The sequence below is a fragment of the Citrobacter freundii complex sp. CFNIH9 genome (assembly GCF_002903305.1).
Classification (GTDB): domain Bacteria; phylum Pseudomonadota; class Gammaproteobacteria; order Enterobacterales; family Enterobacteriaceae; genus Citrobacter; species Citrobacter portucalensis.
In genome coordinates, this window is the sequence record NZ_CP026238.1 from 2,170,890 (window position 1) to 2,182,881 (window position 11,992).

Annotated in this window: 11 protein-coding genes; 7 read left to right on the forward strand and 4 right to left on the reverse strand. The window is 52.9% G+C overall.

Annotation, left to right across the window (positions count from 1 at the left end):
* Position 1: 1 nt before the first annotated feature.
* Positions 2 to 196, reverse strand: a complete 195-nt coding sequence (gene ynhH, locus C2U43_RS30040) for a protein YnhH (RefSeq protein WP_244293978.1) — start codon at positions 194 to 196, stop codon at positions 2 to 4.
* Positions 197 to 571: 375 nt separating this feature from the next.
* On the opposite strand from ynhH, the gene C2U43_RS10990 reads away from it, so the two are divergent.
* Genes C2U43_RS10990 through C2U43_RS11000 form a run of 3 tightly spaced genes read left to right on the forward strand, consistent with a single transcriptional unit; the run spans position 572 to position 3,089 of the window.
* A complete protein-coding gene (locus C2U43_RS10990; protein ID WP_063941515.1) occupies positions 572 to 1,594 on the forward strand; it encodes a methionine ABC transporter ATP-binding protein in 1,023 nt (340 codons plus the stop codon).
* Entirely contained in the window at positions 1,587 to 2,255 is a 669-nt protein-coding gene (locus C2U43_RS10995) for a methionine ABC transporter permease (protein WP_048214308.1), read from the forward strand. The genes C2U43_RS10990 and C2U43_RS10995 overlap by 8 nt, the downstream gene beginning before the upstream one ends.
* A gap of 21 nt (positions 2,256 to 2,276) precedes the next feature.
* A complete protein-coding gene (locus C2U43_RS11000; protein WP_003029358.1) occupies positions 2,277 to 3,089 on the forward strand; it encodes a MetQ/NlpA family ABC transporter substrate-binding protein in 813 nt (270 codons plus the stop codon).
* 94 nt (positions 3,090 to 3,183) lie between these two features.
* On the opposite strand, the gene ttrA is transcribed toward C2U43_RS11000, so the two are convergent.
* The 3 genes from ttrA to ttrB are packed head-to-tail and all read right to left on the reverse strand — an operon-like array spanning position 3,184 to position 7,999.
* Positions 3,184 to 6,249 (reverse strand): tetrathionate reductase subunit TtrA, encoded by a 3,066-nt coding sequence (gene ttrA, locus C2U43_RS11005; protein WP_103285117.1) that lies wholly within the window; start codon positions 6,247 to 6,249, stop codon positions 3,184 to 3,186.
* Entirely contained in the window at positions 6,242 to 7,264 is a 1,023-nt protein-coding gene (ttrC, locus tag C2U43_RS11010; RefSeq protein WP_103285118.1) for a tetrathionate reductase subunit TtrC, read from the reverse strand. Before ttrC ends, ttrA begins: the two co-directional genes overlap by 8 nt.
* Entirely contained in the window at positions 7,265 to 7,999 is a 735-nt protein-coding gene (ttrB, locus tag C2U43_RS11015; RefSeq protein WP_032943223.1) for a tetrathionate reductase subunit TtrB, read from the reverse strand.
* Between the two features lie 227 nt (positions 8,000 to 8,226).
* Here ttrB and ttrS point away from each other — a divergent pair, with 227 nt between their 5' ends.
* The 4 genes from ttrS (at position 8,227) to C2U43_RS11035 (ending at position 11,942) form a co-directional block, all read left to right on the forward strand.
* Complete coding sequence (ttrS, locus tag C2U43_RS11020; protein WP_103285984.1) at positions 8,227 to 9,960, forward strand: tetrathionate respiration histidine kinase TtrS; 1,734 nt, start codon at positions 8,227 to 8,229, stop codon at positions 9,958 to 9,960.
* The gene (ttrR, locus tag C2U43_RS11025) at positions 9,935 to 10,519 is read left to right on the forward strand and encodes a tetrathionate respiration response regulator TtrR (RefSeq protein ID WP_103285119.1); all 585 of its coding nucleotides are present in this window, start codon (positions 9,935 to 9,937) and stop codon (positions 10,517 to 10,519) included. Before ttrS ends, ttrR begins: the two co-directional genes overlap by 26 nt.
* Positions 10,520 to 10,611: 92 nt before the next feature.
* Positions 10,612 to 10,821 (forward strand): fumarate hydratase FumD, encoded by a 210-nt coding sequence (fumD, locus tag C2U43_RS11030; protein WP_003029345.1) that lies wholly within the window; start codon positions 10,612 to 10,614, stop codon positions 10,819 to 10,821.
* 494 nt (positions 10,822 to 11,315) lie between these two features.
* On the forward strand, positions 11,316 to 11,942 hold the full coding sequence (locus C2U43_RS11035) for a ferredoxin-like protein (RefSeq protein ID WP_016152920.1): 627 nt from the start codon (positions 11,316 to 11,318) through the stop codon (positions 11,940 to 11,942).
* Positions 11,943 to 11,992 lie beyond the last annotated feature (50 nt).

Sequence of the window (11,992 nt, forward strand, 5' to 3'; positions counted from 1 at the left end):
CTTAGTCTTTAAGTTGAGAAGGATATGGAAATCTGGCTCCCATCGCGCACGGATGGGAAGCTAAACCTGAGTTACGAAAGTTGTGATGCCTCGCTCTAAGGATAGGTGACATCGAAAAAGCGTGCAGAGGAATGTGTGCTTGTGTTTCAGCCCAACGGGATGGTGAGTTCTGTAGTCGTTGAGTTTTACAGGTCAATGTGCTGAAACCATTCAAGAGACAATTGGCGCGCATTATACGCTGAAAATTATCAAAAAGGAAAATGGAAACAGCGTTTCAAAACACTTCTGTGCAGTTTTACAAAAATTATTCATTAATTTGTTCATCGGTATGGATAAAGAGGTTATCGGGCGTTGCGATTAGTTGCGCAACAAACTGCATTTAACATCTCGATGACTACGTTTTATGCCGTTGACGTCGATGCAGTACTATATTTCTAAAAGTTATATCAAATGCGTTTTAATTCATTTTAAAAGCCAATTCCACTGATTACACTCGTTTGGACATCCATACTGCTAAACAGCCAAAAGCGCTAGCAGAAGAACAATAAGCAGCAGCGGATACCCAAACGACATGATTGTCCTGAAAAATATTTCGAAAGTGTTTACGCCAGGCAGGCTTGCCATCACCGCTGTCGATAACGTCAACCTGACGGTTGAACAGGGGCAGATTTACGGCATTATTGGTTACAGCGGGGCAGGTAAAAGCACCTTAATTCGTTTGCTCAATGGTCTCGAAAAACCAACCTCCGGCAGCGTGACGATTAACGGCCACGATATCTCGGCCGCCAGTGGGGAATCGTTACGCCAGGCGCGACTGAAAATCAGCATGGTGTTTCAACACTTCAATTTGCTGTGGTCGCGGACCGTTAGCGAAAACATTGCGTTCTCTATGCAAATCGCCGGTGCGTCCAAAGCGTCCATCAAAGCGCGGGTTGCTGAACTGATTACGCTGGTTGGGCTGAGCGGTCGTGAAAATGCGTATCCTTCCCAGCTCAGCGGTGGGCAAAAACAGCGTGTAGGAATTGCTCGTGCGCTGGCGAACAATCCAGATGTCCTGCTGTGTGACGAAGCCACCTCGGCGCTGGATCCGCAAACTACCGATCAGATCCTCGATTTACTCCTCGATATTAACCGTCGTTTCAAATTGACCATTGTGCTGATCACTCATGAAATGCACGTGGTACGCAAAATCTGCGACCGCGTCGCGGTAATGGAAAACGGCAAGGTCGTTGAGGAAGGTGATGTGCTCAGCGTCTTTACCCATCCTCAGCAGCCTATTACCCGACAATTTGTTCGTCAGGTGAGCCAGTACACCGAAGAAGACGAGTTTAATCCGCAGCTGGCAAGCGAGTTGGGTGGGGTAGTTATCAAATTAACCTTTACCGGGCAACGTACCCATCGGCCTGTGGTTGGGGAATTGACCCTGCGCTATGGCCTGCCGTTCAACATCTTGCACGGCAAGATGACGCAAACCGCACACGGCGTGTTTGGGCAACTCTGGGTGCACGTGGTGGCCTCTGAGGAACAATTGAACAATATTTTGGCCGACCTGCGCCAGAGCGACATTGAAGGCGAGGTGATTCAACATGGCTGAAGAACTGTTTCCCCATCTGAAGTGGGATCAACTGTTAGCGGCAACCCAGGAAACGCTGTATATGACAGCTCTTTCGGGGGCGGCGACCTTTATTCTGGGCATCGCGCTTGGCCTGGCATTGTTCCTGACAGCGCGCGGCGGATTATTCCCTAATCGCGCGGTATATAGCGCTATTTCGCTGGTGGTGAATATCTTTCGTTCGATCCCATTCATCATTTTGATCGTGCTGCTGATCCCGTTTACCAAAGCGATGGTAGGCACCATTCTCGGCGCCAATGCTGCGTTGCCTGCGTTGATCGTGGGGGCAGCGCCGTTTTATGCGCGTCTGGTCGAAATCGCTCTGCGTGAAGTGGATAAAGGCGTTATTGAAGCGACGCGTTCAATGGGCGCACGACTGAGCACACTTATTTTTCGAGTTTTACTGCCGGAATCCTCTCCTGCTCTGGTGTCCGGGATCACCGTGACGCTAATTGCGTTGGTTAGCTACAGCGCGATGGCAGGGGTAATTGGTGCCGGTGGTTTAGGGAATTTGGCCTATCTGGAAGGATTCCAGCGCAACCACAGCGACGTCACGCTGGTGGCGACGGTGACGATTTTGCTCATTGTCTTCATCATCCAGCTTTGCGGCGATGTGATCACCTCTCTGTTAGATAAACGCTAATAAAATACGGAAACCATTATCATGAAAAAATCACTGACGTTACTCGCCGCAGCAACCTTAAGCGCCCTGAGCTTTGCCTCCTGGGCTGATACTCTGACCGTTGGCGCGTCTAACGTGCCGCATGCGGAGATCCTTGAACAGGCCAAACCGATTTTGGCGAAGCAGGGGATCGATCTGGAGATTAAACCGTTCCAGGATTACATTCTGCCGAACACTGCGCTGGCTGGCCGTGAGATTGACGCCAACTACTTCCAGCATATTCCGTACCTGAACAGCGTGATTAAAGACCATGCAGGCGATAAAACGTATGACTTCGTCAGCGCCGGAGCGATTCACATTGAGCCGATTGGTATCTATTCGAAAAAAGTGAAATCACTTAAAGATCTGCCGGAAGGCGGCAAAGTCATCATGCGTGACGCGGTATCTGAGGAAGGCCGTATTCTGTCGATTTTCGAAAAAGAGGGGGTGATCAAGCTGAAGCCGGGCGTGGATAAAGTAACTGCGCGCATTAGCGATATCGTCGAAAACCCGAAAAAGCTGAAGTTCCTGCCAAACGTGGAAGCCGCGCTGTTACCGCAGATGTATAACAACGACGAAGGCGATGCGGTGGTGATTAACGCCAACTACGCCATCGACGCCGGGCTGGATCCAGTGAAAGATCCTATTGCTGTTGAAAGTGGTGAAAACAACCCGTATGCCAACATCATTACCGTGCATCGTGGCGACGAGAAGAAAAAGGATATCGTAGCGCTGGTTGATGTCCTGCATTCAAAAGAGATCCAGGACTGGATCCGTACTAAATATAAAGGTGCGGTGATCCCGGTAAACAACTAATCTGCTTTTTGCCGGGTGGCGGCAGTGCTTTATCCGGCCTACGACGTCCTGTAGGCCGGGTAAAACGCGTTCGCGTTGCCATGCGGCACCAGAGCTACACTCGCTCAATTCTCGCTGGCAACCCCTGACGCACCGACGCACCCGACACCCAGTCAAGCCAGGTATTGGTTACCTGTCGGGTTGGGTCCGCAAAACCCAACTCGTTGAGATTAATCCCCGACTTAATCTGCTCATCAAACGCCATCGGCTCACCGTCGAGGGTATGCCGTGCCGCGCCCATTTCTTTATGCCCGTAACCATGCTCGATGGCGATAACACCCGGCATGACGCCATGCAGCAGGCTTATCTGCGCTTGCGCCTGACCACCTGGGGTGGTGATACGCACGATATCGCCGTGTGCTAAACCATACCGCTGACCATCCTGTGGATTGAGCGCCACCAGATTAACCGGCTTCAGATGATGAAGGCGTGGGATCACTGCCGTGGCGCTGGACATGGTATTGGATTTAAAGGAAATCAGTTTCAACGGCCACTCTTGTTCCGGGAACAACTCCTCGACCGCACGTCCATCTGACAGACGTGAAGGATACCAGGCCGGGCAGCCGCTGAAGCGCTCGCCGGTAATCGCATGGCGGTGCGCGGCGACGTTCGCATTCCAGATTTGGAGCGGTTTTTCCCAGGCATTGCCGACGCGGTTATCAACTCGCCCGCTGTTGTCCGGCGCAAAGCGCCCGCCGCGGGAGTAGATAAACGCCACTCGGCTGATTTCATCGGTTTTCAACGTTTGGGTCATCACAGGCATGATCCGCTGGACCCCGGTCAGCGCTATGTCTTCCGGCTGTGCTTCAGCAACCGGAGCTTTGCCCATAAACGCAATATTGGCCGCGAGACGCAGGTAGTAATCTTCCGCACGGTTTAACGGATAGTGATTACCTTGCGGATCGGTAATTGCATTGTCGCCGAATCCAGGTAGCCCGATGCGCTTTGCCACTGCGATACAGAAAGACTCCATCGAGGCCGGTTGACCGTCAGCCGTGAGGCTGGTCGCCGATCTGACAACTGGCCAACGCGCGGTGGTGGCTTTGCTGGCCACGCCCGCCCACGGAGCGCTGAATCCCCAGCTTTCGAAGTTGTGGGTATCCGGCACGATGTAATCTGCCAGCGCCGTGGTTTCGTTCATAAAGGCGTCAATGGCAATAAACAGCGGCAGACGAGCAGGATCCTTGAGCTTTTCTTCCGCCACGCCGCGTAACCCCGCAATGCCGTAAAACGGGTTGGTCATGTTGGAGATCCAGGCTTTCAGCGGATAAGGGTAACCTTCAAGCGCCGAGACGAGGAGTTCGGTAAGCTGACCGGCGACAAACGGATACCACGGCGCTTTAGCCGGGAAGGGCGATTGCCCGGCAGCCACCTTATTGCGGTACTCTTCCGAAGACTCATAAGCGGTTTTACTGCGCGCGATGCTTAACCCTTTCGGTTTTACCTTCCCGGCGAAGCTGTCCATGTTGTAGCGCGGACCGTCGGTGGCGCCATTAAACTTGCCGCCGCCGACGAACACGCCGCCTTCAAGACTAAGGTTGCCAATCAGCGCATTGAGCATCATCACCGACCAGGCGTTATAAAATCCATTACCTGCCATCATACCGCCGTGCGTGATCACTGCCGCTTTACGCCCGTGGCGGGTGAATGCGTCGGCCAGAGCGGCAATGTCTGCTTCTGACACCCCACACTGCTGGCTGTACTGCGTTAGCGACAGTTTCTTTGCGGACTCACGCAGACACTGGAAGCTGCTTTTTACCGTTACTGTCTGCCCGTCGGCCAGCGTCACTTCACGGGTAACAAACAGCTGAGCGCGCGGGCAACTGCTGGCGGCGACAATCTCACCGGCCTCGTTGACGACCACCGGCTCCTGGGCTGCGTTTGCACTCAGATGGGCGAGGGTCAGGTGTTGTCCGGCAAGCGTTGGAATTTCATCGGTAATCACCAGATGCGTAGCGTTAGTCCAGCTTTTTTCTCCAGCCTGCTGCATGGCCTGCATGCCGGGAATGGCGAGATAATCAGCGTTATAGCGTTGTTTATCGATAATCCAGCTTATCATCCCCATAGCCAGCGCGGAGTCGCTTCCCGGTCGTACGGGTTGCCAGTGGCCGCGATCGTCAGCCAGCACCGTGGTTAATGGCAGGGCTGGTGCCACCACAACATAGCGGAAGTCGTCACGTAAACGGGCGCTGGCCAGCTGGCGGGCCTGGCGCTTAAACGGGTTGCCGGATTGCGCCGGAGAGGTGCCCATAAACAGCGCGAATTCGACGTTATCCCAGTCGGGTTTCACGTGGGTATTTTTATCCAGATCGCCCATTAACGCGCCGGAACCGGCCCGATAGGCCAGGCCGCAGTAAGCGCCATGAGCACCGAAGTTTTTACTGCCGAAACTGTTCAGTGCGAAGCGACGTAAAAAGGTATCACGTCCTTCATCGCTGGTATTGGTGACCAGCAGTTGATTGGATTTTGGGCCAAAGCCGGGATGTTTCGCATCAAGCGGTGTAGTGGGATCGTGGATGGCTCTCAGACCATCAACGTGGCCTTCACCAAACAAATCGCCACCTTCCACCACCTCTTTGATCAGCTGTTCGAAGCTGATGCGCTGCCATTTTCCCTCACCGCGTTTACCGACGCGCTTCATAGGCTCCAGAATTCGTAGCGGGCTGTACAGACCTTCGAGTAAGGTTGCGCCACGGGCGCAGGCGGTAGAACGTGCGTCAAGACCTGACTCCCCGGCCAGTTGTTCCATTGCCGTGGCAAAGGGGACGGAGGCGTCTATATGGTGCTCGTGCGACAACGGATGATAAGGGTTGCCCGCAATGCGCAGCACTTTGCCTTGCTCTGTGTCAACGCGAACCCGTACACCACACTGCGTCCAGCAACCAAAGCACTGCGTCATCGAGATCACCTGCTGCGGGTTTTGCTGCCAGTGAGGCCGGGCGTTGGCTTCGGGGATGAGCGCGTTGGCAAAAATGCGGTCACGGGTAATTTTGCCCGAGGTTCCGTCCAACAAACCGTCTATCGCGCGCTTTGCCACATCCCGATAACTCAGGCCAAAAGTCACCATACCACCTACGGCAAGGCCCACTTTAAGCCACTGACGACGGGTTAAATTAGCCATGTTGCATTCTCCTTGCGATCGCGTTCAGGGCTTCACGAACAATAATAATCAGTGCTATCCACAGGCCGAAGGTACCCACAATAGCCAGCCAGCCATCGGTGCCGCCGGGCAGGGTATAGGGATTAAACTGCGCGTTAAATTTCGGTACGGTCTGCACCTGGATGAGTAACGTCCAGCGCATTAGCCAGCACAGCGCCATAGCGCTAAAAGCGAGTAATATGCGCAGCGGTAGCGACAAGGGGTATCGTACAACCAACCCGCAAAGAGCAAGCGAAACAAGCCATAGCGCAACCCAACCGATAGCGTAGTGTTGTGCTGAAGAGGCAACATCCAGCCACTGACGGATAGCCGAACCGGAAAGCGTATTACCACTCGCCCAGATCGCCACCACGATAGCAAGCGCAATCAACGTGACCATTTGCCCCCACGCTAGCTTACGCGGTAGTGCGTCCTTGCTATTTGTCGTGGCAATAAGCAGGGCAAGAAATGTTTGCAGCGCGCTGAGGAACATCGCAACCGGAAAGGCGTAACTGAACCAAATGGGACGCGCCTGTACCACCGACACTTCACGGCCGGTGTAAACCAGCAATCCGATGGCGGACAGCGCGCTACCAAGTGCTAACCATTTTGTGACGCTGTAACTTTTTAGCGTTAGCCGTTTCACATGCTGCGCCAGAAACCACAGACCTAAAAAACCGGTAAACAGCGGTAAAAACAGCGCGCCCCACGGCATCCAGGACCATGGCGTCGGATACGCATAGAAATGCCAGACGCGGGCGGTTTGGTGTAGATCAGCGGTCAGCGCCAGCGGTGCGGTAATCGCGCAGGTCAGGGCGATTAACAGCGTCAGATTCTCCAGGTTTGCCGTTTCTTTTTTGCGCCAGTGAAGAACGCAGGCGAACAGCGCGGCGCAGGCGGCAATGCCGATGAAAAAGAAATATTGTACGGCCCAGGGTAACCAGCTTACGTCCTGGGGATGGGCCAGAACCTCGTCGATAATCAGTGAATGGTTCATTTAAACCTCCTGCCAGAGAGCGGGTTGAGCTCGTCCCATCAATGGGGTGACAAACGCCTCATCCAGTCCCAGATAGAACACGTGAGGAGACGTACCGCTTTCCGGCTTCAGAACTTTGATGGCGTCATGGTGTTCATGCAGCATTTGTGAAATGCGGCTGTGCGGATCTTTAATATCGCCAATGATGCGCGCGCCGCCGACACAGGATTCCACACAGGCCGGGAGCAGCCCCGCTTCGAGGCGGTGAACGCAAAAGGTACATTTATCGGCGGTTTGCGTTTCATGGTTGATGAATCGCGCATCATAAGGGCAGGCCTGCACGCAATAGGCGCAGCCCACGCAGCGTGTGTTGTCGACCACCACAATGCCGTCTTCTCGTTGGAAAGTGGCTTGTACCGGGCAAACGGGCACGCAAGGGGGATTATCACAATGGTTGCACAGTCGCGGCAGCAGGACGTTGGTAACGCTTTGCTGGCCTTCAATCTGTACTTGATACTGGTTGACGAGGGTACGAAATTCGCCCAGTGGCGTCTGGTTTTCAATGGCGCAACTGACGGTACAGGCCTGGCAGCCGATACAGCGTCGCAGGTCAACCAGCATGGCGTAGCGATGCTGTTGTGAGCCTTCGTGGCGTTCAGGCGAAAAGGGAAATTGCGCCTGAGCCAGCGGAACCAGTGATGCGCCAGCGGTCAGGACGCCCAGTTGCTGGAGAAACTGCCGTTTACTGCTGTCCATATTTTCTCCCGTCACGATGCAACAACGAAACATTGGTCACGCCGTTGATTTGCGTGTGATGAATAAAGAATCTCAATGATTTACAGTGTAAAAATCGTGACGGGGTATACTCTATTGTGGTTAACCACATACCCGGCTTGTTGTTGATCTAAAACAACATAATTGACAGGGATAATTGAGTGGGACGCAACGTAGTAAGATGTCTGACGGTGCTGGCGTCGCTGTGGATGCTAAGCGGCGCGGTCAGGGCGCAGACATGGAACATTGGCGTTTTGGCGATGCGCGGGGAGGTTTCTACACGTAATCACTGGCAGCCGCTGGAAACCTTGTTGAATCAGCAAATCCCCGGTGAGCAGTTTCATATTCAACCGCTGGACCTGCGGCAGATGCAGGAGGCGGTGAATCGTGGAACGGTACACTTTGTGGTCACCAATCCGGCGCAGTTTGTCCAGCTTAACAGCCGCTCGGCGCTACGCTGGCTGGCGTCGTTACGCTCCACCCGTGGCGGGAAAGCCACCAGTAATGTGATTGGCAGCGCCATTCTCGTCAGGCGCGACAGCGGGATAACCTCCGCACACGATCTGATCGGCAAAACGGTTGGCGCCATTGATGCTCAGGCGTTTGGTGGCTATTTGCTGGGATATAAAGCGCTCAGTGATGCCGGTCTGCGCCCGGAGCGCGATTTGCGTCTGACGTTCACCGGATTTCCCGCCGATGCCTTACTCTATTTATTACGTGAAAAAGCCGTGCAGGCGGTGATCGTGCCGGTGTGCCTGCTGGAAAAAATGGATGAAGAAGGCCTCATCCGTAAAACCGATTTTATGACCGTGTTGAACCATCCGACTTCAATTCCCTGTTTAACCAGTACGCCGCTCTATCCGGACTGGTCATTTGCCGCACTACCTGCAGTGAGTGACGAGCTGGCCGATCGCGTCACGCGGGTACTGTTCAATGCACCGCAAAACGCGGCGTTTCGCTGGGGCGCGCCCGCCTCGACCCGCGAAGTAGAAGCGTTGCTGCGCGACGTCCGCCAGCATCCGCAGCAGCGTCAGCTGTGGCTGGATGTCAAAAGCTGGTTTATTCAACACCGACTGGCGATGGGGGGCGTGGTCATCGTATTGCTGTTGCTTACGCTCAATTACATCTGGGTGATGCTGTTGGTTCGCCGACGTGGCAGGCAGCTGGAGCGGAACAACGTGTTGTTGCACAAACAGGAACAGGCGCTGGAGACTGCCCGCCAAATGAGCGTGCTGGGGGAGATGACCTCCGGTTTTGCCCATGAACTCAATCAGCCGTTGTCTGCTATCCGTCATTATGCCCAAGGCTGTCTAATTCGCCTGCGTGGTCAGGATGAGCAGCATCCGTTGCTGCCCGCGCTTGAGCACATAGACGCCCAGGCACAACGAGGAGCCGATACGCTGCGCAATCTCCGGCAGTGGGTCAGCCAGGCACAGGGCAATCCGGTACTCACCGATGACTGGCAAGCCATCAACGTTCACGATGCTATCCATCACGTCTGGCAATTACTGCGTATGCCCCAGCAATTCCCGGCGATAACGCTGCACACGCAGGTTAGTAAGGCGTTAACGTTGATGCTGCCAAGCGTTCTTCTTGAGCAGGTGCTGGCTAATCTGGTACTCAATGCCGCCCAGGCAGGTGCTACGACGGTATGGTTTAGCGCCCTGCATAAGGGTGGCGGCGTGCGTATTCAGGTGCAGGATAATGCCGGAGGTATTGACGAGGCTCAGTTGTATCAGGCGTTTCAGCCGTTTATGACCACCCGCAAAAAAGGTATGGGACTAGGACTGGCCATTTGTCAGCGACTGGTGCGCTACGCAAACGGAGATATTGAGATCAAAAATCAGCAGGCCCCGGACGGTAAAGCGGGGGCGAGAGTGACATTGTATTTTAAGCCAAATCAGGAAGGAGGCCGTAGTGGCGATAATTCATCTGCTGGATGACGACATTGCCGTTACCCAGGCCTGTGCGTTTTTATTGGAAAGTCTGGGATATGAAGTGTCTTGCTGGGAGCAAGGCGAGAAATTCCTCGCCGAGGCAAATTTGCACCAGGTGGGCGTACTACTGCTGGATATGCGTATGCCGGTACTGGATGGGCACGCTGTGCATGAAATCATGCGTCAGAAAGCAAGTACGCTGGCGGTGGTCTTTCTCACCGGGCACGGCGACGTGCCGATGGCGGTTGAGCAAATGAAACGTGGCGCGGTCGATTTTTTGCAAAAAACCGTGTCAGCCGTGCCGCTTCAGGCGGCATTAGAACATGCCTTGCAGGTCTCGGCAGCGGCGTTCTCGCGACAAGAGATCATCTCATGCTACCAACAACTTACGCCAAAAGAACGGGAACTGGCGCATCTGGTAGCAAAAGGGTTAATGAATCGGGAAATTGCTGATGCCATGAATATTGCCGTGCGTACGGTTGAAGTGCACCGGGCGCGGGTGATGGAAAAAATGCAGGCAGGAAGTCTTGCTGAGCTCGTTAATCGACTTCAGAGAGTTCAGTAGAATGATGACATTTATTTGATTTTCATTGAATTTTGTCTAAATCCTCAGAGTGATATATGCTGTTGGTTTGAGTTAATGACGAGCGGGCAAAAATGGGAAATCAGACGAAAGACGACGAGTTGTACCGTGAAATGTGCAGAGTAGTCGGTAAAGTAGTGCTGGAAATGCGCGATCTGGGACAAGAACCTAAGCATATCGTCATTGCGGGAGTACTGAGAACCACCCTTGCTAACCAGCGCGTTAAGCGCAGTGAGTTAGAAAAACAGGCTATTGAGACCGTAATTAAAGCATTGGCCGGTTAATTCATAAAAAGAGGACCGCAGAAATTTTTTGCCGTCCTCTTATTCTCGATACGTTAATCTATCAATCTATATAATTTATCTCCGTTAATAATTGGTTGTAGAGAACTATAAGTCGATATGTATTTATTTATATATCGTTTGCCGTGCAGTATTATATTTGGGAGAGGGTTCACAAATATTTGTAATTTAAATGGGCTGCTATTTCACTCCATTTCTTAATGATAATAAATCTCACTCCGCATTAATTATATCCCTTCCGTTTTTTAATTGATGACGATCAAGACTATGCATGCTGAATAACCACATTATTTCTGCGCCTAACCCTAAAGGATTAGATTCATTCAGTTTAACCACCGTCATTTACGCGATCAGGTTAGGGCAAAAATTTACGTGTTGTTGGCAACATTAACCGCCCGATATGGCTTGAGCTGCGCTGGTTTAAATTAGCCTGGAGGTGTTGCTACCACAGCATTTGCGAAGAGGATGCGAAATAAATGAACCAGGTTGATCGTCCATTTTTAGATTGTGGTTTAACGCGGCTAGAATTCCTGCGGATATCAGGGAAAGGACTGGCGGGATTAACGATTGCCCCCGCGCTGTTATCCCTATTTGGTTGTAAGCAGGAAGATATCGATAGTGGGACCGTGGGGCTTATCAATACGCCGAAAGGGGTTCTGGTGACCCAGCGAGCGCGCTGTACGGGCTGTCACCGCTGTGAAATATCCTGTACCAATTATAACGATGGTGCCGTAGGGACCTTCTTTTCCCGGATAAAAATCCATCGCAATTTCTTCTTTGGCGATGATGGCGTCGGGTCCGGTGGTGGGCTGTATGGCGATTTAAACTATACCGCTGATACCTGCCGTCAATGCAAAGATCCGCAGTGCATGAAGGTCTGCCCAATTGGTGCAATTACCTGGAAACAGGAAGACGGTTGTATTGCGGTGGACCACAAACGCTGTATTGGCTGTAGCGCGTGTACCACAGCCTGCCCGTGGATGATGGCGACCGTAAATACCGAAACGAAAAAGTCCTCAAAATGTGTGTTATGCGGGGAATGCGCCAATGCTTGTCCGACTGGAGCATTAAAAATTATCGAGTGGAAAGATATTACTGTTTGATAGATAACAGGCATACCTGATTCGCGCCATTAATTGCCAAAAATACTGCA

What these genes read in the sequence shown, in the direction of transcription:
- fumD (WP_003029345.1), top strand. Translation starts at nt 10,612, where the DNA reads ATGGGAAATCAGACGAAAGACGACGAGTTGTACCGTGAAATGTGCAGA.
- C2U43_RS10995 (WP_048214308.1), top strand. Translation starts at nt 1,587, where the DNA reads ATGGCTGAAGAACTGTTTCCCCATCTGAAGTGGGATCAACTGTTAGCG.
- ttrS (WP_103285984.1), top strand. Translation starts at nt 8,227, where the DNA reads ATGCTAAGCGGCGCGGTCAGGGCGCAGACATGGAACATTGGCGTTTTG.
- C2U43_RS11000 (WP_003029358.1), top strand. Translation starts at nt 2,277, where the DNA reads ATGAAAAAATCACTGACGTTACTCGCCGCAGCAACCTTAAGCGCCCTG.
- ttrB (WP_032943223.1), bottom strand. Translation starts at nt 7,999, where the DNA reads ATGGACAGCAGTAAACGGCAGTTTCTCCAGCAACTGGGCGTCCTGACC.
- C2U43_RS10990 (WP_063941515.1), top strand. Translation starts at nt 572, where the DNA reads ATGATTGTCCTGAAAAATATTTCGAAAGTGTTTACGCCAGGCAGGCTT.
- C2U43_RS11035 (WP_016152920.1), top strand. Translation starts at nt 11,316, where the DNA reads ATGAACCAGGTTGATCGTCCATTTTTAGATTGTGGTTTAACGCGGCTA.
- ttrC (WP_103285118.1), bottom strand. Translation starts at nt 7,264, where the DNA reads ATGAACCATTCACTGATTATCGACGAGGTTCTGGCCCATCCCCAGGAC.
- ttrA (WP_103285117.1), bottom strand. Translation starts at nt 6,249, where the DNA reads ATGGCTAATTTAACCCGTCGTCAGTGGCTTAAAGTGGGCCTTGCCGTA.